Below are 24,400 nucleotides of genomic sequence, written 5' to 3'. Positions count from 1 at the left end.
AGCGCAATCTTCGCCGCCGGGGACGCTATTGGCGGTAGGAGATGACGGTCATCATCCCGGCCTCGCCGTGATAGATGTTGTGGCAGTGGGTGAGCCACTGGCCAGGGTTGTCGGCATCGAAGTCCACTTCGACGGTGGCCATGGGCGCCACCAGCACGGTGTCCTTGCGGGCGGTGTAGGCCCCGGACCGGCCTCGGACCGCGAAGGTATGCCCGTGCAGGTGCATCGGGTGAAACATCATCGAGTTGTTGAGGTAGCGCAGCCGCACCCGTTGGCCTTCGCGCACGGGCAGCCCTTCGGCCCGGTTGTAGGTTTTTTCGTTGATGGTCCAGGTGTACTTCTCGCCCGGACCTGCCAGGCGCAGGTCATAGGAGATGTCGGGTTCACGCGGTACCAGCGCGACCTCGGCGGTGGCGCTCAAGGTCGCGGTGTCCAGCACGGCCATCTTCGTCAACGCCACGGCCGCGTTTTGGGTTTCGCCGAGAACCGGTTTGCCGCCGGAGCGCAGCACCAGCTGGGCGTAGCCGTCCTTGCCGTACGGGACGGCCAGCAGCGGCACCGACGCATCACCGATGGTGATGACGGCGTCGATGCGCTCGCCCATCCCGATCAGCAGCGCGTCGGCTTGCCGGGGCGCCACGGGGAAGCCGTCGGTGTGGGTCACCGTCATCGGCACCCCGGGAACTGCGACCCGAAACGCGCTATCGCCTGCGGCGTTGATGATGCGCAGCCGCACCCGGGTCCCGGGCCGATAATCGACGCTCTGCGGGTCAGCGGCCACCCGCCCGTTCACCAGGTAGTACGGGTAGGTGACATCGCCGCCATCGGATCCCAGCGGCGCATCCGCACTAACCCCCATCCCACCCATCGGCATACCGCCAGACATACCGCCCATCGAGGGCCCCATCTCGGGCATGCCCTTGGCGGCCAGCCCGGCCAGGACCTTGTCGGGGTCGGTGCCGGTGCCATCGATCCAGTCATCGAGCACCACCACCAGTTCGGTATCGTAGTCGGCGCGCTCATCGGGGTCCTCGATGATCAGCGGCGCATACAGGCCGCGGTCGAGCTGGGTGCCCACATGAGGATGAAACCAATACGTGCCCGCGTGCGCCACCGCGAACTCGTAGGTGAACGACCCCGCCGCCGTGATCTGCTTTTGCGTCAGATCCGGTACCCCGTCCATGTCGTTGCGCAACGCAATCCCATGCCAGTGCACCGTGGTCGGGGCCGGCAGCCCGTTGGCGGTGCTCACTCGCAACACCTCACCCTTGCGGACCCGGATCGTCGGCCCCGGAACCTGATCGCCGTACCCCCACGTCGACACCGTCCGGCCCGCCAGATCCAACTGCAGGGGGCGGGCCTGCAAGCGCACCGGCACCAGCCGCCCGCCCCCGTCGCGGCGCACCGCCTCCAGCGCCGCCACTTGCGGGGAGTCCGGCCCCACCAGCTGCCCAGTCGAGCCGCCGCGCGAACGAGCGCCGCAGGCGGCCAGCACACCTGCTGTGGCGGCCGCCGCACCCAGCTGCAAGAAGTCGCGCCGGCCCCATTGCGATCGCGATACCGTCATGAACCGCTCCCTTCAACACCACCGCGCCGACCGTCAAAAACACATGTCAAATACCGGGTAAGGGTATGCGCATATCATGTTATGGTGAAGAGGTGTTGCCGTCCACTGGTGAGCTGCAACCTCCCGGGAACTCCCGGGCAGGGCGCCTGGCCGTGACCGCCGGCGGCGCCCGCGAACTGCGGGGTATGTCGTGGCTGGGAGCCCTGATCGTGGCCGCGATGGCCGCCCTGGTGCTGCTGTTGCAGTGCGCGGCGCTGCCCCACCACAGCGCCGCGGCGACCGCGCTTCCGCATCACGCGGTAGCCGCCGGTTCGACGCTGCAGCGCGGTGATGTCGCGGCCACCGCACACAACCACATCGGGCAGGCCGCGGCGTTCGTGTGCTCGGTCGCCGATGGTGTGGCTGCCCAGCTGGCCGCACCGACTGTGCTGCGCGTGCTGTGGATCGGTGCACTGGCCCTGCTTGCCTATGCAGCAGTCGCGGCCGGTTCCCCGGCATGGACCCGCGGGCCGCCCCATACCGGGGCCGTGGCCATCGCCACCGGCCGCATCATCCTTCACCGTTTCTGCGTACTGCGGCGCTGACCGCGGCTGGCCCGAACCTGCATGCCCCTTACCGGGCCGGCGCGGGTTCTGGTCTGTAGCCGACCAATCAGCCATCGCCGCGCCACTTGGCGCAGCCCACACGTAGAAGGTGCTTTTGCCATGAACAACATTTTTCGTGGCCGTCTGCCCGGATTGACACTGGCCGCAGCCGCCATCGCCGCAACATTGCTGACGGCGCCGGCCGCCCAGGCCGGGCCGGGCGGTCTCGGCAACGCCGACGACGTCATCAACAACCTCAAAGCCCAAGGCAACAAGATCATCGTCACCAAGACCGGCAACAAGCCGCTCTCGCAATGTGTGGCCACCCGGATCCGCAAGGACCTCGACGTCTACGGCCCGACTGCGACAACAAACTGTCCAAACTGCAATGGATCGTCGCGACGGAACCAGGTCGTGAGGCTGTACAGCGTCTACCACGTCGATGTCCAATGCTGACCCCCGCCGCCGCGGCCCCCGGTACCGCATGAGCGGCCAGCAGGTGCCCGGCGAACCCGCGCAGGCGGCGCCGGCATGGATACTGCCCGCAGCACGAGTGCTGACACCGCGCCCGAGCAGCAGCTCGCCGGTGCATGTGGTCGGCGAGGTCACCGCCAAGCTCGGTGCCGAGGAAGCGATCTGGGGGCACCTGAACATATTGCTGGAACACACTCGCCGCGACCGGGGCAACCTGCGCTACGAGATTTTGCGGGACGCCGGTGACCCGGGGCACTTCCTGGTGCATCAAACCTGGAAAACGCCGCAGCGGTTGCACAAATACCTGCAGTCCGAGCCGGTGATCAGACGTATCCACGCCATACAGCAGGCCGCGCAGATCCCGCTGCAGCTGACGGTATGCGATGTGCAGCGGGTACACGCCAAACCCGCACCAGCACCCACCGGCGGGGTCACCGTGCACCGATCATCGGGCGCACCCAGCCAACCGGTGCCAGCGCCGCGCAGCAGCGGCGCCATGATCGACCGGTTCGAGGTCAAGCCATGACAGCGGGCCTTGCACCGCGCGGGCCAGGGCGGCCGCCGGGAGCGCATCACAATCCGGTCACATACCCGCCTGGGGTATCGACGGGCCGTGGTAGCGTCGCGGCCATGGCGATCCGAGTGCAGCGCCGCGGCCAGCTGATGCTGGTGGCGCTGCTCATCGGGGCGATCGCCGCGCTGCCTCTGCTGCTGCATTGCCTGCCCGGGGACACTCATCAGGGGAACCCGGTCGCCCACCACCAGGGGAACCTGGCCACGGCGAGCCAATCGGTGGCGGGTGCTGCCGTAGCGCTCGCCGCCGGGGTGATCGCCGATCATCCGCACGCCGGCAGCGCCGTGCACGGCGCGCTGTGTCAAAGCGTCGACGGGCTCACCGCGGCGCTGCGGGCCGATAATCCGCTGCGGCTGCTGGCCGCGTTCGCGGCGGCCATCGTGGCCGCGATCGTCGCGGCTCCGCTGGTTTCCCGTATAGGCCGCGGCCCACCAGTGCGGGCCGCCGCTGCCTTCTCGCGGTCAGGGCGTGTGCTGCTGACCGATCTGTGCATCATCCGCCGCTGATCCCCGCCCCCGGGTCACCTCACACTCGTGGGTGACCCTGCCGCCTCATCAGCCATTCCCGGCCGCCGTACGCGGCCCCCGATGCAGGGATCACCTTTCATGAACGACACCATCACAGCACCGCACCAGCTGCCTCACCGGCTGCCCCGGCGCATCAAACCGGTCACAACCCGACCCACCGGTGCCCGCCACCTCGGCCCTGCCGACATGGTCGGCAACACCCCGGTGGTGCGGATATCGGAGCCGTTATCGGGCCCCGGGCAAGGGTTCTGGGCCAAGCTTGAAGGCGCCAACCCCAACGGCATCAAAGACCGGCCCGCGCTGTACATGGTCGAGCAGGCACGCGCCCGCGGCGACCTCAAACCCGGCGCCCGGATCGTCGAATCGACCAGCGGCACACTCGGGTTGGGGCTAGCCCTGGCCGCGATCGTGTACCACCACCCGGTCACCCTGGTCACCGACCCGGGCCTGGAACCGGCCATCGTCAACATGCTGGCCGCCCACGGGGCCACCGTCGACACGGTCACCGCACCGCACCCTGAGGGCGGCTGGCAGCAGGCCCGCAAAGACCGGGTCGCACAGCTGCTAGCCCAAGACCCCGAAGCCTGGTGCCCGGATCAATACCAGAACCCCGACAATATCGCCGCCTACGCCCCGCTGGCCGCCGAGCTGATCACGCAGCTGGGCACCGTCGATGTGCTGATCGCCTCGGTGGGCACCGGCGGGCACTCGGCCGGCATCAGCCGGGTACTGCGCCAACACAACCCGCACATGGCATTGATCGGGGTAGACACCATCGGCTCGACCATCTTCGGCCAGCCCGCCGCCACCCGGCTCATGCGCGGCCTCGGGTCGAGCATCTACCCCGGCAACGTCGACTACCGCGCATTCGACGAAGTGCACTGGGTCGCCCCGCACGAAGCGGTGTGGGCTGCCCGCACCCTGGCAGCCACCCACCACAGCACCGGCGGCTGGAGCGTGGGCGCGGTAGCACTGGTCGCGGGCTGGGCAGCGCGCCGCGCCGCACCGGGCACCCAGGTCGCGGCGATCTTCCCCGACGGGCCACTGCGCTATCACGGCACCATCTTCGATGACGATTACTGCCGCCAATACAACCTGCTGGGCCGCGCCCCGGCAGCGGGCCCGGAGCGCATCGAGACCCCCACCGACGGTGTGGTGCAGCAATGGACACGCTGCACCAACGTGATTGACCCAATAGGGGCCATCAGGCGCATCGCCTGATCACCCGATGAACCCGCAACGGCCCGGCCCGCACCGCATACCGGCGGTGCCGGTCAGGTCGCCGGGTACAGCACCGCTGACCGGTACACGAACACTTCCACCTAGCCAGCACACCGCGCGGGTGTGCCGGCGCCGCTTCCCGATTGGGGCACCTCTGCCATGACCTCGTTTCTTGATTCGCACACATTGCGGCCCGACGCGCTGTATCTGGCCTGCTCAGACGGGCCCGGGCTGCCTAAGCTCACCGGCGGGAAGACCTCGGTAGATCTGTTCACCGTGCGCAATATCGCCAACCTGGTGCCCACCGATCCGGCCGACGGATCAGTCGATGCCGCCCTGGACTTCGCGGTCAACCAACATCTGGTGCGTTCGATCGTCGTGTGCGGACACTCGGGCTGCGGCGCCATGAAAACACTGCTGTCCGAATCGATTGACACCCCCACCAGCCCGGTGGGCCGCTGGCTGCACTTCGCCCGCGACGCCCTGATCGCCTACCACGACTATCACCTGGCCCGCGTGAGCGCCGCGGCCAGCGGGTTCAGCCCCGTCGATCAGCTCGCCGTGGTCAACGTCGCGATTCAGCTCGAACGCCTTGTGCACCACCCGATCCTGGCCGCGGCGGCGTCATCAGGCCGCCTGCACGTGGCTGGGGCATTCTTTAGCACCGGCTCGTCGCAGGCCTTCGAGGTCAATACCAAGGGGCTGGCGGCCGCCAGCACCCGCTAAGCCCTGTGCCCGCCGCGCCGAGGGATTAGCGGCGGGCACAGGGTTAGCGACTATCCGGCGTTGTTTTGGTTAGTGCCGTATGGCACAAGCGGATTGGTGCCGTACGGCACTAGCGGGTTGGCGCCGTCGTAGGTCGGCTGGTGCACCCCTTGCGGGTACTGCACCGAACCCGGTGCCAGGCACGGCGTGTGTTCGATCGCGGTCACACTCGGTTTGGTCGCATAGCAAACCGGTGGTGGCGCCGGGTCGGCCGCCGCGGGCACCGATGCCCACAGACCCGCAATACCGGCGGCACTGATCATGCCAGCCGCTGCGACTATCACTATTTTCATGGTGCCACAACCTCCTAACTGCATTTCGGGGAGCCTCGATGCTTGCCCGAAAATGGTGCGCCATACACTTACGTCAACGAAAACGAGCCCGGCACGGTTCCTACCTGAGAGCGCATCAGGCAAACTCTCAGACAAGCCTTGTCCGATTCACGGCGACGGCCCCTGCGCCCGGCGGGGCGCACACCGCGGGGTGTCACCGTCGGCAAATAAGTTGGCGGACAATCCGATCCATGGTCCGCCTGTCGGGGCGGCGGCCCAGGTGCGCGTACTGCTCGATGCCGGCTCTGCTCCACGCTATGCGCAGCCCTCTCAAGTGACGCGAGCCGCTTCGGTACGGAAAACTGCCTTGCAGCCGCGCAGAGTTGCGCGCCGAAACGGCATGTGGGGCCGCGCGTGGGCGCCGACAGTGGTTGTCAGTGCCCGCCGCGGCGCGGCACCGGCTCGGCTGCGGTGCGGGCAGTGATGCGGACGATCTCGTCGGCGATCAGTTGAGGTTCGGTGAAAACCGGTAGGTGGCCGGACTTTGTGGCGTACACGTGCCGGGCGCCAAGGCGTGCGGCGGTGCGGCGGTGGGCGTGCAGGAATGCCGTGCGGATGGACCGGTCGAACGGTGTCGTCTTGGTTCCCGAAATGACGGTCACGGGCATATCGCCCAGATTGGGAGGGTGTGCGCGCAGGGTCTGCAGCCCTTCGATGAAAAACTGCTCCTCGGCGTCGGCCGCCTGTTCGGCGCCAGTGGTCAGGTCTTCGGCGACCAGATCGTGCACCACGTCGGCGGGCATCCCTGGGGCAGCGCGACGCACCGCCGGCGCCAGCAGGTGCAGCCGGCGCAGCACCCCGATGAACCAGCGGCCCGCCACCGCGATCCGGCGCAGCGCTTTGAGCGGGGATCCACAGCACACGTTCACGTGCTCATCGGAGTGATCGACCAGCACCAGGCCCGCGATGGCGGACGGGTCGTGCGCGGCGGCGGCCAGCGCGATCGTCCCCCCGTAGCTGTGCCCCACCAGGATGTACGGGGCGCTATCGAGGGCGGCCAGCAGCTCGGTGAGGTCGCCGCTGAGGCGCTCCAGGGTGCGCGGGCCCCCGTCGGGGTCACTGCGCCCCAGGTTGGCGCGGTCATAGACCACCGTCGAGAACTGCTGTGCCACCAGCGGTGCGACCAGCCCCCACTCCGAACGCGAGGCACCCAACCCTGATTCGAACACCACCGTCGGGTTACCGGCGCCGGCGCGCATGTAGTGCAGCGCGCGCCCATCGGTGAGCCGGGCCACCGCGCTTTCACCCAAGGTGTGTGCCATCTGCGGTCCTCCTGTCCCACAACGTAAGGGCGCATCAATGTCCGGGGCGGCCTAGCCGGCCGCGACGCCGCCGACTACCCCACATCATACCCCATGGGGGTATGATGTGGGGTAGGGGTGCTGATAAGCCATTTGCGCCCGCAACGGCGGAAAATCCCAGATGGCCGCAGGACTCATGAACAAAGCGGCCGGTGACCTGATCGATGTGTGCTCGGCGGGCACCGATCGTGGCGACGCCATCAACGAACTCTCCGCGCAGACCCTCCTAGAGGTAGGGGCGGATATCACTGGAGAGCACCCCAAACCCATCGACCCAGACTTGCTACGCAGCGTCGCTCGCGTAGTGATCCTGGGCCGAGAAGCCAAACTCGCATCCACCGACGGCCTCCAGATCGAATACTGGGACACCGACGAACCCTCCGAACGCGGCATCGGCGGCATCGAACGCATGCGCCTGGTCCGCGACGACATCGCCGCCCGCGTCAGACAACTCGCTGCCGACCTAACCAAATAGAACAGGCCCACTCCACGCGGCGCAATGGTCAGTCACCCAGCCTCAACGGGACGATCATGCGCCAGCCAAGACCGCTTGCCGCACACAAGATCTGTGTGCCCGCTCACCACACAGCGATGGGAACACCCTACAGATAACACTGTTACCCACCGCCAAACATTGGCTCACTGCCCCGCCGGGAACAGTCGGACACACCCCCAACGCCCCTACAGATAAAATGGCCGCAGCGAACTGAGAATGGAGTGCGGCGCGGTCGAGGCCGCCCAGGGCGCCGAGCGCCTCCAACCTTGCGGGGACTTCTGCCGGAGCGTTCGCATGGACGGTTCCCGCACCGCCATCGTGGCCGGTGTTGAGGGCGGTCAGCAGTTCGACCACCTCGGCTCCGCGCACCTCACCCACCACGATTCGGTCGGGACGCATGCGCAATGCCTGACGAACCAACTGGCGCAGAGTCACTTCCCCGGCGCCCTCGACGTTGACGGTGCGTGCCGCCAGCGTGACCACATGCGGATGACGCGGCGCGAGCTCGGCGGCGTCCTCGGCGCAGATGATGCGTTCTGACGGATGGACGGCTCCGAGCAGTGCCGAGAGCAAGGTGGTCTTACCTGCGCCTGTGCCCCCGGTGACAAGAAAGGCCAGTCGGGCGGCAAGCATTCCGCGAAGCAATCCACCGGCATCCTCCGCAACGGTGCCGTCGGCGATCAGCTGCTCCAAACCCTTAACAGTGGGGCGCAATACGCGCAGCGATACACATGTGCCGCCGACTGCGACGGGCGCCAGTACCGCGTGGACACGCACCACCGAACGGGGCGGACCGATGCCCGTCAGCTGTCCGTCAACAAATGGCTGCGCGTCATCCAGGCGTCGTCCAACCGCCAGAGCCAACCGTTGTGCGAGTCTGCGCACGGCAGCCTCGTCGGCGAATCTCACGGTGGTGAGCCGCAACCCTTGACTGTCATCCACCCAGACCCGATCGGGTGCGGTGACCAAGACATCCGTCGTATCCTCGGCGCACAACAGCGGTTCGAGAATGCCGGCACCGGCCAGCTCACTCTGGAGCTCCTTTATGTTGTGCAGCACATCGCTATCACCTAGTACGCCACCAGATTCAGCGCGAATCAGGGCCGCCACTGCCGAGGGGCGCAGCGTGACATTCTCGGTGGCTAGCCGCTCCCGAACACGGTCGATCAACGATCCGGTCACGCCGCCGCACCCTTGCCGCCCCGCGAGACCAGCGCCAGCACTGCCCGCGCGGCACCTGCCAACGGTGAACGCCCCGATAGCCGTAGACCACCGTTGTCGAGACGATTGCCGAGATTCGGTTCCGGCCGCATGGCGGCGATCATTGGAGCCCCCACGATTTCGGCCACCTCCGCCGGGCGCAACCCACTCGGAGCTGGACCGCGCACCACCGTGCCGATGTTCTGGTTGGTGGCTTGTATCGCCGCGGTCACCAGCGCTGCAGCCGCGCACGCCCGTACCTCGGCGGGCGTCACCACGACGACCAAATCCGTACGCTCCAGTGCGGCCACACTCGTCGGACCGAGCCGCCTCGGCAGATCAATGATCACCGGCACGCCGGCTCCCCGCCCACTGTCAATCACCCCACCGACTGCATCCGCGTTTCCGCCGCCTCCCGTTCTGTCGCCCGACACGACTACGAGCCCACGACGATGCGGCAGTGCACGGCGAAGAGCATCGAAACTCACTCGACCGCTGCGCATATCGATGTCCGGCCACCGCAGGCCGTCGATGTCCTCCCACCCGAGCAGCAAGTCAATTCCGCCGCCATACGGATCGGCATCCACGATGAGCGCGCCTCCCGGCACGCTCAGGCCAATCGCGGCACACAGAACAGACGCACCGGCGCCACCGCGTCCGCCCACCACAGCAATCACCGGCGCCTCGCCCGCCCGGGCGGTGGGCGGTATTGCTGAACAAGCCTCGACGAGCCGGACCTCATCCTCGGGCAAGGCGAGCACCTGCTCGGCACCCACCGCAACCGCCCTGCGCCACATCTCACTCGTCGGCTCGTCCCGAGAGACAAGCAGGACCCGCGCTCGACGCGGCAGTCGACTCACCGCATCCAACGACGGGTCAGCGCCGTCGAGCACCACAGCGCCCGCACGGGTCCACGCCTGCCTGCCGATCGCGCCGGCCTCGGTAGCGAGGATCAACGGTCTACCGGTCGCGGCGACGATCCGTTCGATGTCGTTGCCGAGATCTCGATCGCCCACAGCGACGACGATCGGCTCTCCCGTCATTCCCTCCACGCGCTCCACCATCGAGGTTGCGCGATGAGAGCACCAGGGGCGTCGTCGAGATTGGGGATGGATGCGAATCTGTGGATAGATCCGAGGTGAACCGCAAAAACCGGTGATTAACGTCCCCAGAAAAGAGGACGACCCTCGCCAGGGGGGGAGGAGGCGAGGGTCGTCGTGCTTCAGCCCCGGGGGGTCGGGCTGAGACACACTCGGCATAGCCGAGTAACCCCACTATACACACGAACCAGGTGAGGGTGGCAAGACCAATCGGCTGAAAAAGGGGAAAGAAAGGCAACCCTTCTTCTAGCACCGCCGCGTTACCAGACCACCCCCGTTGAACTGCGACTTTCCGGATGGACACGACGACACACCCGGTGAGATCTATCCTCGAGCTGTGACCGACCACGCAACGGAACCCGGACCCTTCCCTTCCGTTGAGGACCGGGATGCCGAAGCCATCAGCCAGCCCACGGACACCGCGCCAGCCCCTAGGACGGCAGCCTTCTTCGATCTGGACAAGACCGTGATCGCGAAGTCGAGCACACTCGCGTTCAGCAAGCCGTTCTTCGACCAGGGCCTGATAAATAGACGCGCCGTCTTAAAATCGAGTTACGCACAATTCTTCTTCTTGCTGTCCGGCGCCGATCACGACCAGATGGATCGCATGCGTACCCACATCACCAATATGTGCACGGGCTGGGACGTCGAGCAGGTGAAGGCGATCGTTGCCGAGACACTGCATGACATCGTCGATCCGTTGGTGTTCGCCGAGGCCGCCGACCTGATCGCCGACCACAAGCTCTGCGGCCGCGATGTCGTGGTGGTCTCCGCCTCGGGCGAGGAGATCGTCGCCCCCATCGCCCGCGCCCTCGGCGCGACCCACGCGATGGCAACACGCATGGTGGTGGACAACGGTAAGTACACAGGCGATGTCGCCTTCTACTGCTACGGCGAAGGGAAGGTGGCGGCGATCCAGGAACTCGCCAAACGCGAGGGCTACCCCCTGGAACACTGCTACGCCTACTCGGATTCGATTACCGACCTACCGATGCTGGAATCTGTTGGTCACCCGACAGCCGTCAATCCAGATCGGGCACTGCGCAAGGAATCCATGGCGCGCGGCTGGCCGGTGCTGACGTTTTCACGGCCCGTGTCGCTGGGTGATCGGATACCGGTCCCCTCCGGTGCCGCTGCCGCCACGACGGCCGCCGTTGGACTGAGCGCAATTGCCGCTGGGGCACTTACTTATTCGTTGATCCGCAAGCTGCGGCCGTAGTACTAGACACACGTCACTCTTGGTACGCGCGTAACAAAGCGGTGACCATTGGAATTGCCCCTTGATGTGACCGTCGTCTCAGTGTAGAAAGAAGGGACGGAAGCCTGGCAAGGCCAAGGTCGACTCGGAAGAGAAGGATCGATCTCCCGACCTAGGATTCCCAGCACGGACCACGGCACCCACGCGGAGCACGCCGCGACAAGGGCAGAAGCGTTGTGGGCCTGCGCAATCGCGAACAGAGACGACTCATCAGACTTCTTGGGTGAAGTCCGGGTAAGAAGCGTCGTGAAAGCGCCGAGGCCACCCACACAACCCATAATGCACGCTTGGTAACCGGAGGATCCGTGCTAACGGGCGGCGGGCCGATTCATTCGGACCGTCGCCCGTTTTTATGTGCAGACGGGTTTCGTTAGCTCGACGCCGTGTCGGCGATCGATGTCGCCTCAGCAGCCCCCGCCGTTAATGCCTGACAGCAGAAGATAATCCACGCTGCAATCGCCTCCGGCGTCCCCTCGACAAAAGCGGAGGAAAGCTCTCGGTACCTTCCCGACTGACGCATCCACATCACCTCCGGAACACCGAGCGCATGCGGATCAAGACCACGCGACACTGTCACCAACCGGGATGCCGCGCGCGCGACCACACCATCGGCAGAACCAAATGGGTTCAGCGCCAGAAGTTCCCCGTGTGCGATCGCCGCAAGAATCGGTGCGGCCACTGATGTTCTACCCGAGATCAGTTGCGCCAACAGCTCCAGCCGGTCGGTATCGACGCCGGGGCGCGGCCGTCCCAGAGTGTCCTCATCGGCCATGCCAGTGGCCGCCAGCACATGGAGACGCGCCAATGCTTGCAGGGGCGCGCGCGACCACACCGACGTCATCTGGCTGAGCGCGTCCCCATCGAGTGCCTGCCCCACACGCAGCGCACCTGCCAGTATCGGGTCATCCACCGCTCCATCGGCGCTCAGCTTCATCGTGCCGCCGTCCAGCGCCGACGAGGATCTGGCCGCCCGCACTGCAGCCTCGGCCGCGGTCACCGGCCATCCCCGCAGATTGGCGCGGTGACGGTGCACCTTACTCAGCGCATCGCGAGCGGATTCGGCGGCTTCGGATACTCCCGGCAAGGTGGCCAACGGCGCGAGTGGATCAGTCATGGTCCACTAACGGTACTGAATGGCTCGTCGTACAACAGACTCACCGCAACGCCTTGCGCTCCTCGCGCCGGATCCGCTGCTGCTCCGGGTCCGGAACCGGCACCGCCGCGAGTAGACGCTTGGTGTAGTCATCCGTCGGTGCGGTCAATACCTGCTTATCGGAACCGAATTCAGCGAGGCGGCCATGGTTGAGCACCGCGATGCGGCTCGCGACCAATTCGACCACCGCCAGGTCATGGCTGATGAACAAGCATGCGAAGCCGTGTTCACGTTGCAGTTCGGCGAACAGTTCGAGCACCCGCGCCTGCACCGAAACATCCAGCGCCGAGGTCGGTTCGTCGGCGATCAGCAGCGTTGGCTCCAGCGCCAAGGCGCGCGCGATGCCGACACGCTGCCGCTGCCCACCGGAGAGCTGATGGGGGAAGCGGTTTCGCATGTTCGCGGGCAACTGCACCTGCTCCAGCAGCGTCTTCACCCGGTTTTCCCGTTGGGAGCGATCCATATCGGTGTGCAGAGTCAACGGTTCGGCGATCGACTGGCCGATCGGCCATCGCGGATTCAGCGAGGATCCCGGATCCTGGAACACCACCCCCACCTTGCTCCGGATGCCCCGCAGCTGTTTGCGGTTGGCCTTCGAAATATCATGTCCAGCAACGCAGATGGTTCCCGATGTCACCTTGAGTAGGCCCACCGCTGCGCGCCCGATGGTGGATTTCCCGGAACCTGATTCGCCCACAAGGCCCACCACCTCACCCCGACCGATGGAGAAGCACACATCGTCGATGGCCCGAAAACTTCCCCCCCTGCCCGGATACTCGATGACCGCGTGCTCCACCTTTAGCGCAAGATCGCTTGGCGGCTGCAAAGATTCGTCATTGTCGTGCAGGGTGGCGCCCAGGTGGGGCACCGCCGCCAGCAGCTGCCGCGTGTACGGCTGCTGGGCCCGGTGGAAGATGCCGTCGGCATCCCCCTCTTCGACGACCTCACCATCCTTCATCACCATGATGCGGTCCGCCATGTCTGCCACCACACCCATGTCGTGCGTGATCAGAATGATTCCAGCATCGATGCGATGTCGCAGATCACGCATGAGATCAAGGATTTCGGCCTGCACGGTCACGTCGAGCGCGGTGGTGGGCTCGTCGGCGATGAGCAGCCCGGGATCCAGTGCAAGAGCCTGCGCGATCATCGCGCGCTGACGCTGCCCACCGGAAAGCTGGTGCGGGTAGTGCTTAACCCGCTTCTGCGGCTCGGGCATGTCCACCAGCTCAAGGAGCTCGACGGCGCGGTCGCGTGCCTGTCGGCGCGTCACCTTCTTATGCGAACAGACGGCCTCGGCGATCTGCCAGCCGATGGTGTACACCGGATTCAGTGCCGTCATCGGCTCCTGGAAGATGACGGCAACATCCTTGCCGCGCACCTCTCGCAGCTCGTCATTGGTGGCACCGAGCAACTCAGCACCGTTGAGCTTGATGCTTCCGTCAACGCGCGCACTGGAGGGTAATAGCGCCGGAATGGCCATGGCGGTCGTGGATTTTCCCGAACCGGACTCCCCGACGATGGCAAGCACCTCCCCCTTGGCGACGGTCAGCGAGACGCCCTTGACGGCCGGCACCCATTGTTTGTCGACCTCGAAATCGACCGTGAGGTCCCTGATCTCGATCACGGAATCTGTGGACACCTCCGCCTACCTCCTCCGCGGATCGAGAGCGTCGCGGAGGGCGTCACCCACCATGATGAAGCCCAGCACGGCGGCCGAGAGGAACAGGGCGGGAACGATGACCAGCCGTGGCGTGGTGGCAAAACGGGACTGTCCGTCATTGATCTGCAGCCCCCACGAAATCTCCGGCAACTCCAGGCCGATGCCCATATAGGTCAGCGTGGCTTCCGCCGCGATGAAGCTGCCCACCGCGATGGTGGCGTACACGAGGACCGGTGCCAACGCGTTGGGAAGTATGTGTCGCAGCAGTATTCGCCAAGTCGGTGCTCCCAGCGCGATGGCGGCCTGGACGTAGTCGCTCTGTTTGATGGCCATGACGCTGGAGCGCACGAGCCTCATCGAGGTCATCCAGCCGAACACGATCAGCGCGCCGGCGACACTCCACACCGTGCGATGGCCCACCACGGAGAGGAGGATCATTCCGCCCAGAATCGTGGGAATGCCATAGAAGACATCGGTCAACCGAGACAAAGCAGAGTCTGCGATGCCCCCGAAATATCCCGCCAGCGCCCCGACGAAGACACCGATGATCAGCACACCGACCATCGCGATCAGCCCGATCGTCAGTGACACCCGGGCCCCATAGACCACATTGGCGTAGTAATCGCAGCCCTGCAGGTCCGTTCCCAGCCAATGAGCCGCGCTGATCCCCTTACGGGCCTGATAAAGGTCGCAGTCGCGGGGGTCTTTCCCGAAGGTGAACAACTGTGGAGCCAATGCCATCAAGACCAGAATCGTCAACAGAATCGACCCCGTGATGAAGAAGCCACTACGGCGTAAGTACTTCCACGCGTTGCCCCAGAGGTCCGCCTGCTCCACCAGCGATTCGGCAGTGGCGTCGGGCCCCGACACCGGGCCCGGAGCGTGTATGGGGTCACTCATAGCGAATCCTCGGATCCAACAGCGCGTACAGGATGTCGACGACGAGATTGAAGAAGATGTAGAAGAAGACGATCAATGTCAGGATGCTCACCACCACGGCACCCTCCTGGTTACGGACCGCATCGAACGTCGCCCTCCCCAGTCCGGGGATGTTGAACACCGACTCGGTGACGACGGCGCCCGCCAACAACGCTCCGACGTCCGCCCCGATGAACGTGACCACCGGAATCAGGCTGTTACGCAGCGTGTGCCGCAGCAGAATGCGCGATTCGGAGACGCCCTTGGCGCGGGCGGTACGGATATAGTCGGCGTCCATGGTCTCCAGCATCGACGTCCGGGTCAGGCGAGCGACATAGGCCATGGACAGTGAGGCCAACACCAGTCCAGGTAGCAGGAAGCTGTACCAGCCGTCCCGGATTCCGGCGATGGGGAACCAGCCGAGTTTGAAGCCGAAGAGGTACTGCGCCAGAAAGCCAAGCACGAACACCGGCATCGAAACCAGCAGCGTCGTGGTGACGAGAACCAGATTGTCGTAGAACGATCCCCGGCGCACCGCGCACAGCACTCCGGCGGTGATGCCGATGATCGTCTCGAATACCACCGCCACCACCGTGAGCCGTAAGGTGACCGGCAGGCGCTGTGAAACAGTCTGCGCGACAGGGCGTTCCTGAAAGTCGGTACCAAAGTCACCGTGCAGAAAGCCGACGATGTATTTGCCGTACCGCACTAAGAACGGATCGTTGAGGTGAAAGCGTTCGCGCAGCTGCGCCATGACCTCGGGCGTGAACGGACGATCGCCCGCCAGGGCCCTGATCGGATCACCCGGCAGCGCGTACACCAGGGCGTAGATGAGCAGAGATGTTCCGATGAGCACCGGGACGGCCAGCAGCAGGCGCTTCACGACGTACCGAAACATGCCCGCGTTCTGCCACAAACGCTGGACATCAAGCAGTTTGGCGGTCATTGCACGACCTCCACATCGGCGTACTCAATGCAGTCTTGGATGCCGATCTTGACGTTGCTCACCCGCTTGGAATGCACCGCCTGATTGACCTCGTAGAACAGCGGGGCGGCCGGAAGATCTTTGAACAACAAGTCTTCCGCCTTCTGATACGCCTTGGTAGCGAGTTCCACGGTCGGTTCGTTGTTACCCTGCCGCAGCAGCTCATCGAAGGCCGGATTGCTGTAGAACACGTAGTTCGATCCGGCCGGGGGAAGCGCCACAGTGCCGTACAACGACTCCAGGAAGTTGTAGATCGATGGGTAGTCCATCACCCAGCCGGACCGGAAGGGCCCCGTCATCCCCTTGCTGTCCTGCAACGGCAGGAACTGCGACCACGGCAGGCTCTTGAGGATGTAGGGCACTTTCAGGTTGGACTGCAGCTGGTTTCCGATGGCCTGCACCCACGACAACGCACCGGTGCTCGACGAGCTGTACCACAGCTCAATGGGCTTACTCCGATCGAAGTGAGCGTCGTCGAGCAGCTTGTTGGCCTCGTCGACGTGCAGCTCACACAGCTTTCCGCAGGCGCCCTTGCGGTACCCGTAGACCACTGCGGAACCGTAAGAGGTGGCGGGCGTGCGGGTACCGGAGAAGATCACCTGAGTGATCGCCTCGCGATCGATGGCCATGGAAATCGCCTGGCGCACACGCACATCGCCATACCGCGGGTCATACATCGGGAAGCCCAGTGAGGTGATATCCGGGCGTGGCCGCTCCAGGAAGGCCGATCCGAATTCGGCCCTGGCGTTCTCGTAGGCGGAGTCGGGCAGATCGAGCTGGATATCCAGGGCGCCGGCCTGCATATCGGTGTAGGCGGTCAGTCCCTCGGTGTACACGCGCCAGATCAAGCCCTTGGACTTGGCCTTCTTCGGGCCTACATATTGGTCATAGCGACTCAGCGTGAAACCGACGCCGCGCACCCAATCGCCGTCTGCCTTGAACGGGCCATTGCCGATGGGGTGCACCCCGAACTTGGCCGGATCCTGAAAGAAGACCTTGGGCAACGGGAGAAACGCTGTATACCCCAACGTCATCGGGTAGATCGCGAACGGAGTGTTCAGCCGCACGGTGAACATCAGGTCATCCACGACATGCAATCCGCGCATCTGTGTCGCCCGCGGTAGAATCTTGTTCTTCGGGTCACCCTGCAGATCATCGAACCCGTCGACATTGGCGAGGAAGCTCGAGGAGCCCTGGGCGTTGGTGCTCAGGGCGGTGTAGTTCCATGCGTCGACATAGGACTGGGACGTCACCGGTTCGCCGTTGTGGAATGTCCATCCGGGCTTGAGCTTTATCGTCCAGTTGATGTTGTCGTGACTGGTGATCGATTCGGCCACCCCGGTGTACTCCACCTCGGCGGTGTCATTGTTGAACTCGACCAGCGCGGTAAATAGCGAGCGCAGGATCCGACCACCCTGATTCTCGGTGGTGTTTCCCGGTACCAAGGTGTGCTCGGGTTCGGTGATGTACATGCTGAAGTAGCCCGGCGGCGCCGGAGTCACGAGGTCGCCGCAGCCGGCGGGAAGGATCGCGGCAACACCAACGAGCAACGCGACGGCCAGTTGGCGGAACCTCATCCTCACCCTTCCCTTCGGTAGCTGAAATAGGTAGGACGAACCATAGGCGGGTATCACGCCGATGTCTCTTCATCGACACACCGCCGCGCCCTGATCTGCACGACGACCCCAATTACTTCTCGGTAACCAGGACCGCCCACTAGGCTTTCGATGCGGACCTGTCTATGGCAGAAAGGCCAGATCAGATGACCGAAATCAGCACCGAACCGGATCGCTACCCGCCGTCACCGGAGTTCGTGGCGACAGCGAACGCGACCGCGGACCTCTACCAGGCGGCCGAGGAAGACCGACTCGGGTTCTGGGCGCAGCAGGCCAATCGCCTGCATTGGAGCGAGCCCTTCGGTGAGGTACTCGACTGGTCCGGGGCTCCGTTCGCGAAGTGGTTCGTCGGCGGCAAGCTCAATGTCGCGTACAACTGCGTCGACCGGCACGTGGAGGCCGGCAACGGCGAGCGTGTCGCCATCCACTGGGAGGGCGAGCCCGGTGATACCCGGACCATCACCTACGCCGAGCTGCTGGCTCAGGTCAGCCAGGCGGCCAACTATCTGACCGAGCTCGGCCTGGTGTCCGGTGATCGGGTGGCCATCTACATGCCGATGCTGCCCGAGGCGATCGTGGCGATGCTGGCGTGTGCGCGGCTGGGCCTCATGCATTCGGTGGTGTTCGCAGGATTCTCCGCCGCAGCGCTGCGGGCACGCATCGACGACGCCCAGGCCAAGCTGGTCATCACCTCCGACGGCCAATGGCGCCGCGGCGCGGCGGCCCCGCTGAAGGTCGGCGTCGACGAGGCGCTGGGCGACGAGCCGAGTTCCGTCGAACATGTTCTCGTGGTGCGCCGCACCGAGATTCCCGTCGAATGGACCGAGGGTCGCGACCTGTGGTGGCACGAGACGGTTTCCCACGCCGATACCACTCACGTCCCCGAGTCCTTTGATTCCGAGCATCCGTTGTTCCTGCTGTACACCTCGGGTACGACCGGAAAGCCCAAGGGCATCGTGCATACGTCGGGCGGCTTCCTGACGCAGACCTCGTACACGCATTTCAACATTTTCGACCTCAAGCCCGAGACCGACGTGTACTGGTGCACAGCCGATATCGGCTGGGTCACCGGACACACCTACATCGTCTACGGCCCACTGTCCAACGGCGCCACCCAGGTGGTGTACGAGGGCACACCCACGTCCCCGAACGAGCACCGGCATTTCGAGATCATCGAAAAGTACGGCGTCACCATCTATTACATCGCCCCAACCCTGGTGCGCACCTTCATGAAGTGGGGCCGCGAGATCCCGTTCGCGCACGACCTGTCCAGTCTGCGACTGCTCGGCAGCGTCGGTGAGCCGATCAACCCGGAGGCCTGGCGCTGGTACCGGGAAGTCATCGGCGGTAACCGCACCCCCATCGTCGACACCTGGTGGCAGACCGAAACCGGCTCGGCCATGATCTCACCGCTGCCCGGCATCACCGACACCAAGCCAGGCTCCGCGATGCGTGCGTTGCCCGGTGTCTCCGCGAAAATCGTTGACGACGACGGAAATCGGCTGGAACCGGCGAGCGGCGATGAACCAGTCACCGGGTATCTGGTACTCGACAAGCCGTGGCCGTCGATGCTGCGCGGCATCTGGGGCGACCCGGAGCGATTCAAAGAGACCTACTGGTCCCGCTACGCCGACAAGGGTTGGTACTTCGCCGGCGACGGTGCCCGCTATGACAGCGACGGCGCCATCTGGGTATTAGGTCGCATCGATGACGTCATGAACATCTCCGGTCACCGGATCTCCACCGCGGAGGTGGAATCCGCACTTGTCGGACACGAAGGTGTCGCCGAGGCCGCCGTCGTCGGCGCCTCCGACGACACGACAGGGCAGGCCATCGTGGCGTTCGTGATTCTGAAGGCCAGCCACACGGTCGAGGGTGACGAGCTCGTCTCGCACCTGAAGGCCCAGGTGTCCAAGGAGATCTCGCCCATTGCCAAGCCGCGCGAGATTCACGTGGTACCCGAGCTGCCCAAGACCCGCAGCGGCAAGATCATGCGGCGGCTGCTGCGTGACGTGGCCGAGGGACGCGAGTTGGGCGATACCTCGACACTGGTCGACCCGAGCGTCTTCGAGGCGATCAGAGCCAGTAAGTAGGCCCCACCAGATCGAGCGCGAGTCTCACGCGGAGATTTCGCTAGATACGTCAAGCTCGCACCCGACGGTGGTTTGGGCTTGGTGCCTCAACCGACCGGGGTGTAACCCACTCCGGCGGTGCGGTTCTTGGCGTTGATATCGGCCAGCACGGTATTGATCGAGTATGTGGTGGTCGGCGTGTGCAGCGGGATGTATTTGATAACGCACACCGGCAGCTTGGTCGCAGCGCCATGGATCATTCCCACCAGCTGTCCGTTCACGGTGACCGGCGCACCCGAGTCTCCTGGCTGGCCGCAGACCTGATTGATGAATGTGCCGGGCTCAGCTCCGGCTCCGAAGGTCACGCCGCATGAGTTTCCGGTGGTGCGTCCCAGCTTGCACGCGATGTCACCGGGCTGCGGGTCCGGCCCGATTCCGGTGATGGTGAAACCCTTGTAGGTGTTCACCGGCTGCACCTTCTCGGGATCGAACTGGATGGTCGCGTAGTCGTACTGCTCGTTGCCGTTGACGAACTTGCCGAGCACACCCTTCTTGGGAAAGTCCTCCGAGGCCACCTGCGAACCCGCACCGCCGCAGTGAGCAGAGGTGAAGCCCACCAGATTGCCCTTGTTGTCGTGCCCGATCGTCGTCAACGTGCAGAGGGTGTCGCCGTTGATGATCAGCCCGGCGCCACCGCCCATGGGCACCTTGTCATCGGCGCCGGCCGCGGGGGCCGCGCCAGCCGGAATCACGCCGGCGACGAGGCCGAACAGCGCGATCAGGACCGACAACCCGTATCGCATACGCCGCCCAGGTGACCTCATCGGCGCCTTAGCCTCTTCACGCATGCGGCTCATTGGTGCAGCCTTTCTCATTCCGGCCGCATCTCTCCCCCGTCGGCCATGCCTGCCACCATTCTAAACAATATTCACACTGGTCACTTCTGTCACAGTGCTATCGATTGGGTAACGACGCTCCCCGGTAAGACGCGCCGCAACCCCGGCGCCATCGACGTGGCAACATAGGCCGCACGACATCACACCGGACCCGCAAGGGGACACGGAGGGAGCACAGTGAGCAGCCCTGGAAGCCGCAACTACCGCACGGACAGCAATGGTGTTCCGATCACCGTCGCCGCCATTCCGCTGTCCGATCCGAACGCGACCGGCACCGGCGAACCCACCATCGGCAATCTCGTCCGTGATGCCACCACCCAGGTTTCCGCCCTGGTGCGCGCCGAGGTGGAGCTGGCCCGCGCCGAGGTCGTCCGGGACGTCAAGAAGGGTGTTGCGGGCAGCATCTTCTTCATCGCGGCCCTCGTCGTGCTGTTCTACTCGACGTTCTTCTTCTTCTTTTTCGCTGCAGAGATCCTCAAGATCTGGCTGCCGGCCTGGGCCGCCTACCTGATCATCTTCGCCGCCATGGTGTTCGTCGCCGTCCTCGCGGTGCTGATCGGTTTCCTCCAGGTCAGACGAATCCGAGGACCACGCGACACCATCGCCTCCGTCAAGGAGACACGGACCGTGTTCACCTCGCGAGACGATGAGACCCCAGCACTGACCAAGTCGGCCAAGCCCACAGACCCGTCGGGCTGGTAACTGATTCACGTCGGCTCGATACCGACACACCCATGCTCTTTGACCAGACGGCCCGCCACCCCGACCCGTCCGTGGTCCGCATCGTCGGCCCATGGCGTCATTTCGACGTGCATGCCAACGGAATTCGATTTCACGTGGTGGAGGCCGAGGCCCCCAGCACACCGACAGTAGCCGTCACCAGCAGACCGCTCGTACTGCTGCTGCACGGATTCGGTTCCTTCTGGTGGTCGTGGCGTCATCAGCTGCGCGCGCTGACGGATGCCCGCGTGGTGGCCGTCGATCTGCGTGGCTACGGGGGCAGCGATAAACCACCGCGCGGATACGACGGATGGACACTGGCCGGCGACACCGCCGGATTGATTCGCGCCCTGGGCCACACATCGGCCACGCTCGTCGGGCATGCCGAGGGCGGGCTGGTCTGCTGGGCCACCGCCAACCTGCATCCGCGCCTTGTCGATGCCATCGCAGTGGTGAGCTCACCGCACCCGATCGCGCTGCGCACCGCCACATTCCGCAGAACCGGGCAGGGTGGGGCGCTACTGCCTTCACTGATGCGCTACCAGGTGCCGATCCTTCCCGAGCGCACCCTGACACGTCATCAGGGTGCCGAGCTGGAACGTCTGGTGCGCTCGCGGGCCGGCGCACAGTGGACCACCACTGAGGATTTCGCCGAGACCATGAAGCAGCTGCGGACCGCGATCGCCATCCCCGGGGTGGCCCATTGCACGCTGGAGTATCAGCGGTGGGCGGTACGCAGCCAATTACGCAGCGAAGGTTGGCGTTTCATGCGCTCAATGAACCGCGAACTGTCTGTCCCCGTGCTCCACATGCGCGGCGATACCGATCCGTACGTGCTCGCCGACCCCGTGCACCGGTCACTGCGATTCGCACCTCACGGACAGTTCGCCGCACTGCGCGGGGTGGGTCACTACGGCCACGAGGAAGATCCCGCCACCGTCAACGAACACCTACGGGGTTTTGTTGGGCGCCGGTGACTGCGGCCCATTGACGGGCTGCTCCGGCGACTTGTTGGCCTCCGGCGAGGAGATGCAACTGCCGGTGCCGACGGGCTCGACAAGATCGGCCTTGGCCAGCTGATCCTTGACCTGTTTGGCGGTGAGCGCGAATCCGGTGTCGTCATCGTCGATGGCCGCCCCGAAGACCACGCCGAGCACCCGACCTTCCGTGTCGATCAGCGGACCGCCCGAATTGCCTTGGAGCACCGAGCCCCGGACGGTGTACACCTCGCGGGTGACCGTGGTGGACCGGTAGATGTCTGGGCCATTCAGTTCGATGATCTCGCGGACCCGCGCCGGGGTCGGCTTGTAGTTCCCACCGCCCGGGTAGCCCAGCACGATGGCATCATCCCCGGTCTGGGCGGGCTTGGACGCGAAGACCAGCGGCGCTGCGGGCATATCCGGAACAGCGAGGATCGAGATGTCCGCGCTGGGGTCGTAGGCCACCACGCTGGCGTCGAAGGTCTGCCCCGCCGACTCCACGGTGACACTGTTCGTGCCGGCCACCACGTGGGCATTCGACATCACCCGGTGCGGGGCGATGACGAATCCGGTTCCCTCAAGCGATTTTTGGCAGCTGCGGGCAATACCCTTGATCTTGACGACGCTCGGCTCGGCTCCACGCACCACCGGACCATCGACCAGCGATGAATCCGGCGCATCGACGGCCGCGATGGGGGTCTTGCCGAACGGCTGCAACACACCGGTGACCCCTGAGGTGTCCAACAGCTTCGATAGATCGTTGGGCACCTTACGGAGTTGGTCCGGGGCGTACTTGTCGACCTGGCTGAGTACCTTCGATTCACGTGCTGCCGCAGCGATATTCGGCTGATTCGAGCTTTGCATCGGGATGGACAGCAGCCATGCGGCCACCAGCACGGCGGCTACCTGCAGCACCACCCCCACCGCCGAATCACCGGCACGGAGCGCCCGATTCTTGATGGCGCCGCGCATGGCCCGGCCCAGCACCACGCCGGCGACCTCACCGATGACCACCAGCACGAGGATGAGCAGGAGTGAGGCGAACAGCCGAGTACGTGCTCCATCCAGGTTGCCCACCACATGCGGAGCCAGCATGACGCCCGCCACCGCGCCCAGAATCACTCCGACGAAGGACATCAGGGAACCCAATGCGCCGGAACGCCATCCGGACACCGCCGCGATGAACGCGACAGCGATGACGCCGATATCAAGCCACTGCGACGGATTCAGGTTCATACCGACCCTCCCAGGTGCTCGGCCAGTAACTCATCAAGATCACGAAGGTTACGAGTGTCCCACGGCTGCGCCCAGCCGGACACTTCCAGCATCGCCGCGATGATCTGCCCGGTAAAACCCCACACCAGCATCCCCGGAAGCAAGAAGGCCGGGCCGCTGTATCGAATACCAAAAGTCTTCTTGGTCACCATGATCCGATTTTCCGGATTGACGAGGTCACCGATCTTCACGCGCGAAACCTCGGCGGTCTCGCCCGGATCGACGGCGAGGACCGGACCCGGATCGGATGAATACGCAAGCACCGGCGAGACGTGAAAACCGGACGGAGGAATGAAGAGCGGCTCCATCACCGTCAGCGGTTGCACCCGGACGGGATCCAGCCCCGTCTCCTCGTGCGCCTCACGCAACGCGGTTCCCACCGGTCCCCCGTCACCGGGATCGGTGGCGCCGCCGGGAAACGACACCTGGCCGCTGTGCTGACGCAAGGTCGATGCCCGCACCGTCAGCAACAGATCTGCCTCGGTGGGATCGGTGACCGTTCCGTCGGCGGATACCAGCACCAAAACCGCCGCCGGACGCCCGGAGGAAGGCAGCTTGCGCGCCCGTAGCACCGCCTTGATCGCGGGGTGCACGCCTCGGCCGTAGATATCTTTGACACCCGCGGCGTTGTCCACCAGCGGTCGCATCCAGTCAGGAGCGGCGCCGGGCGTCAACGGCGCCGTCGCCAATCCTCTTCGCGCAAGCGGCTCATCGGCAGTCACG

Annotated in this window: 24 protein-coding genes; 11 read left to right on the top strand and 13 right to left on the bottom strand. The window is 65.1% G+C overall.

Going from position 1 to position 24,400, the window contains the following annotated elements:
- Window positions 1-25 precede the first annotated feature (25 nt).
- Window positions 26-1,567, bottom strand: coding sequence for a multicopper oxidase family protein (locus B4383_RS08915; protein WP_078281790.1), 1,542 nt, complete (start codon window positions 1,565-1,567; stop codon window positions 26-28).
- Between the two features lie 92 nt (window positions 1,568-1,659).
- Here B4383_RS08915 and B4383_RS08910 point away from each other — a divergent pair, with 92 nt between their 5' ends.
- From B4383_RS08910 to B4383_RS08885, 6 genes are all read left to right on the top strand, one after another.
- Window positions 1,660-2,151 carry a hypothetical protein gene (locus B4383_RS08910; RefSeq protein WP_109551612.1) on the top strand — a complete coding sequence of 164 codons (492 nt, stop codon included), beginning with the start codon at window positions 1,660-1,662 and terminating at the stop codon, window positions 2,149-2,151.
- Window positions 2,152-2,271: 120 nt separating this feature from the next.
- Complete coding sequence (locus B4383_RS08905) at window positions 2,272-2,607, top strand: hypothetical protein (protein WP_078281789.1); 336 nt, start codon at window positions 2,272-2,274, stop codon at window positions 2,605-2,607.
- Entirely contained in the window at window positions 2,594-3,151 is a 558-nt protein-coding gene (locus tag B4383_RS08900) for an antibiotic biosynthesis monooxygenase (RefSeq protein WP_232783723.1), read from the top strand. Before B4383_RS08905 ends, B4383_RS08900 begins: the two co-directional genes overlap by 14 nt.
- A 104-nt stretch (window positions 3,152-3,255) precedes the next feature.
- On the top strand, window positions 3,256-3,705 hold the full coding sequence (locus B4383_RS08895) for a hypothetical protein (protein WP_232783722.1): 450 nt from the start codon (window positions 3,256-3,258) through the stop codon (window positions 3,703-3,705).
- Window positions 3,706-3,912: 207 nt separating this feature from the next.
- Window positions 3,913-4,947: a PLP-dependent cysteine synthase family protein gene (locus tag B4383_RS08890; protein ID WP_078281971.1), complete on the top strand. Its 1,035-nt coding sequence runs from the start codon at window positions 3,913-3,915 to the stop codon at window positions 4,945-4,947.
- 159 nt (window positions 4,948-5,106) lie between these two features.
- The gene (locus tag B4383_RS08885; RefSeq protein ID WP_078281788.1) at window positions 5,107-5,673 is read left to right on the top strand and encodes a carbonic anhydrase; all 567 of its coding nucleotides are present in this window, start codon (window positions 5,107-5,109) and stop codon (window positions 5,671-5,673) included.
- A 50-nt stretch (window positions 5,674-5,723) separates the two neighbouring features.
- Here the strand turns inward: B4383_RS08885 and B4383_RS08880 are convergent, their stop codons facing one another.
- Both B4383_RS08880 and B4383_RS08875 read right to left on the bottom strand, forming a co-directional pair.
- Window positions 5,724-5,975, bottom strand: a complete 252-nt coding sequence (locus B4383_RS08880) for a hypothetical protein (RefSeq protein ID WP_078281787.1) — start codon at window positions 5,973-5,975, stop codon at window positions 5,724-5,726.
- Between the two features lie 443 nt (window positions 5,976-6,418).
- Window positions 6,419-7,306 carry an alpha/beta hydrolase gene (locus tag B4383_RS08875; RefSeq protein WP_078281786.1) on the bottom strand — a complete coding sequence of 296 codons (888 nt, stop codon included), beginning with the start codon at window positions 7,304-7,306 and terminating at the stop codon, window positions 6,419-6,421.
- Between the two features lie 130 nt (window positions 7,307-7,436).
- Between B4383_RS08875 and B4383_RS08870 the strand changes: the two genes are divergently transcribed.
- Window positions 7,437-7,820, top strand: coding sequence for a low molecular weight phosphatase family protein (locus B4383_RS08870; protein WP_269800277.1), 384 nt, complete (start codon window positions 7,437-7,439; stop codon window positions 7,818-7,820).
- A 54-nt stretch (window positions 7,821-7,874) separates the two neighbouring features.
- Here B4383_RS08870 and B4383_RS08865 read toward each other — a convergent pair whose 3' ends face one another.
- Together B4383_RS08865 and ssd are read right to left on the bottom strand one after the other, a co-directional pair.
- Window positions 7,875-9,023 carry a TadA family conjugal transfer-associated ATPase gene (locus B4383_RS08865; RefSeq protein WP_286144090.1) on the bottom strand — a complete coding sequence of 383 codons (1,149 nt, stop codon included), beginning with the start codon at window positions 9,021-9,023 and terminating at the stop codon, window positions 7,875-7,877.
- The gene (ssd, locus tag B4383_RS08860) at window positions 9,020-10,093 is read right to left on the bottom strand and encodes a septum site-determining protein Ssd (protein ID WP_078290176.1); all 1,074 of its coding nucleotides are present in this window, start codon (window positions 10,091-10,093) and stop codon (window positions 9,020-9,022) included. Before ssd ends, B4383_RS08865 begins: the two co-directional genes overlap by 4 nt.
- A gap of 448 nt (window positions 10,094-10,541) precedes the next feature.
- Here ssd and B4383_RS08850 point away from each other — a divergent pair, with 448 nt between their 5' ends.
- The gene (locus B4383_RS08850; protein WP_176126439.1) at window positions 10,542-11,360 is read left to right on the top strand and encodes an HAD-IB family hydrolase; all 819 of its coding nucleotides are present in this window, start codon (window positions 10,542-10,544) and stop codon (window positions 11,358-11,360) included.
- Window positions 11,361-11,769: 409 nt separating this feature from the next.
- Here B4383_RS08850 and B4383_RS08845 read toward each other — a convergent pair whose 3' ends face one another.
- The 5 genes from B4383_RS08845 to B4383_RS08825 are packed head-to-tail and all read right to left on the bottom strand — an operon-like array spanning window position 11,770 to window position 17,695.
- Entirely contained in the window at window positions 11,770-12,513 is a 744-nt protein-coding gene (locus B4383_RS08845) for an oxidoreductase (RefSeq protein WP_078290148.1), read from the bottom strand.
- A gap of 40 nt (window positions 12,514-12,553) precedes the next feature.
- Window positions 12,554-14,179, bottom strand: coding sequence for an ABC transporter ATP-binding protein (locus B4383_RS08840; RefSeq protein ID WP_078290175.1), 1,626 nt, complete (start codon window positions 14,177-14,179; stop codon window positions 12,554-12,556).
- A gap of 21 nt (window positions 14,180-14,200) precedes the next feature.
- Complete coding sequence (locus B4383_RS08835) at window positions 14,201-15,115, bottom strand: ABC transporter permease (protein ID WP_078290147.1); 915 nt, start codon at window positions 15,113-15,115, stop codon at window positions 14,201-14,203.
- Window positions 15,108-16,079, bottom strand: coding sequence for an ABC transporter permease (locus B4383_RS08830; protein WP_078290146.1), 972 nt, complete (start codon window positions 16,077-16,079; stop codon window positions 15,108-15,110). Before B4383_RS08830 ends, B4383_RS08835 begins: the two co-directional genes overlap by 8 nt.
- The gene (locus B4383_RS08825) at window positions 16,076-17,695 is read right to left on the bottom strand and encodes an ABC transporter substrate-binding protein (RefSeq protein ID WP_078290145.1); all 1,620 of its coding nucleotides are present in this window, start codon (window positions 17,693-17,695) and stop codon (window positions 16,076-16,078) included. The genes B4383_RS08830 and B4383_RS08825 overlap by 4 nt, the downstream gene beginning before the upstream one ends.
- Window positions 17,696-17,880: 185 nt before the next feature.
- On the opposite strand from B4383_RS08825, the gene acs reads away from it, so the two are divergent.
- Window positions 17,881-19,827: an acetate--CoA ligase gene (gene acs, locus B4383_RS08820; RefSeq protein WP_078290144.1), complete on the top strand. Its 1,947-nt coding sequence runs from the start codon at window positions 17,881-17,883 to the stop codon at window positions 19,825-19,827.
- An 86-nt stretch (window positions 19,828-19,913) separates the two neighbouring features.
- On the opposite strand, the gene B4383_RS08815 is transcribed toward acs, so the two are convergent.
- Window positions 19,914-20,609 (bottom strand): peptidase, encoded by a 696-nt coding sequence (locus B4383_RS08815; RefSeq protein WP_078290143.1) that lies wholly within the window; start codon window positions 20,607-20,609, stop codon window positions 19,914-19,916.
- 270 nt (window positions 20,610-20,879) lie between these two features.
- Between B4383_RS08815 and B4383_RS08810 the strand changes: the two genes are divergently transcribed.
- Together B4383_RS08810 and B4383_RS08805 are read left to right on the top strand one after the other, a co-directional pair.
- Window positions 20,880-21,404: a phage holin family protein gene (locus B4383_RS08810; protein ID WP_078290142.1), complete on the top strand. Its 525-nt coding sequence runs from the start codon at window positions 20,880-20,882 to the stop codon at window positions 21,402-21,404.
- Between the two features lie 32 nt (window positions 21,405-21,436).
- Complete coding sequence (locus B4383_RS08805; RefSeq protein ID WP_078290141.1) at window positions 21,437-22,399, top strand: alpha/beta hydrolase; 963 nt, start codon at window positions 21,437-21,439, stop codon at window positions 22,397-22,399.
- Here the strand turns inward: B4383_RS08805 and marP are convergent.
- Entirely contained in the window at window positions 22,373-23,638 is a 1,266-nt protein-coding gene (gene marP, locus B4383_RS08800; RefSeq protein ID WP_078290140.1) for an acid resistance serine protease MarP, read from the bottom strand. The two genes, B4383_RS08805 and marP, sit on opposite strands and share 27 nt — an antisense overlap.
- Window positions 23,635-24,399: a CoA pyrophosphatase gene (locus B4383_RS08795; RefSeq protein ID WP_078290139.1), complete on the bottom strand. Its 765-nt coding sequence runs from the start codon at window positions 24,397-24,399 to the stop codon at window positions 23,635-23,637. Before B4383_RS08795 ends, marP begins: the two co-directional genes overlap by 4 nt.
- Window position 24,400: the final 1 nt, after the last annotated feature.

The organism is Mycobacterium sp. D16R24 (genome assembly GCF_002013385.1).
GTDB lineage: Bacteria > Actinomycetota > Actinomycetes > Mycobacteriales > Mycobacteriaceae > Mycobacterium.
Note: the sequence above shows the minus strand (reverse complement) of the source record. Positions and strands in the feature narration are given on the sequence as shown.

Coding starts and splice junctions, on each gene's coding strand:
- B4383_RS08915 (WP_078281790.1), bottom strand. CDS start 1,567: ATGACGGTATCGCGATCGCAATGGGGCCGGCGCGACTTCTTGCAGCTG.
- B4383_RS08905 (WP_078281789.1), top strand. CDS start 2,272: ATGAACAACATTTTTCGTGGCCGTCTGCCCGGATTGACACTGGCCGCA.
- B4383_RS08900 (WP_232783723.1), top strand. CDS start 2,594: ATGTCCAATGCTGACCCCCGCCGCCGCGGCCCCCGGTACCGCATGAGC.
- B4383_RS08895 (WP_232783722.1), top strand. CDS start 3,256: ATGGCGATCCGAGTGCAGCGCCGCGGCCAGCTGATGCTGGTGGCGCTG.
- B4383_RS08890 (WP_078281971.1), top strand. CDS start 3,913: ATGGTCGGCAACACCCCGGTGGTGCGGATATCGGAGCCGTTATCGGGC.
- B4383_RS08885 (WP_078281788.1), top strand. CDS start 5,107: ATGACCTCGTTTCTTGATTCGCACACATTGCGGCCCGACGCGCTGTAT.
- B4383_RS08880 (WP_078281787.1), bottom strand. CDS start 5,975: ATGATCAGTGCCGCCGGTATTGCGGGTCTGTGGGCATCGGTGCCCGCG.
- B4383_RS08875 (WP_078281786.1), bottom strand. CDS start 7,306: ATGGCACACACCTTGGGTGAAAGCGCGGTGGCCCGGCTCACCGATGGG.
- B4383_RS08845 (WP_078290148.1), bottom strand. CDS start 12,513: ATGACTGATCCACTCGCGCCGTTGGCCACCTTGCCGGGAGTATCCGAA.
- B4383_RS08835 (WP_078290147.1), bottom strand. CDS start 15,115: ATGAGTGACCCCATACACGCTCCGGGCCCGGTGTCGGGGCCCGACGCC.
- B4383_RS08830 (WP_078290146.1), bottom strand. CDS start 16,079: ATGACCGCCAAACTGCTTGATGTCCAGCGTTTGTGGCAGAACGCGGGC.
- B4383_RS08825 (WP_078290145.1), bottom strand. CDS start 17,695: ATGAGGTTCCGCCAACTGGCCGTCGCGTTGCTCGTTGGTGTTGCCGCG.
- acs (WP_078290144.1), top strand. CDS start 17,881: ATGACCGAAATCAGCACCGAACCGGATCGCTACCCGCCGTCACCGGAG.
- B4383_RS08815 (WP_078290143.1), bottom strand. CDS start 20,609: ATGCGATACGGGTTGTCGGTCCTGATCGCGCTGTTCGGCCTCGTCGCC.
- B4383_RS08805 (WP_078290141.1), top strand. CDS start 21,437: ATGCTCTTTGACCAGACGGCCCGCCACCCCGACCCGTCCGTGGTCCGC.
- marP (WP_078290140.1), bottom strand. CDS start 23,638: ATGAACCTGAATCCGTCGCAGTGGCTTGATATCGGCGTCATCGCTGTC.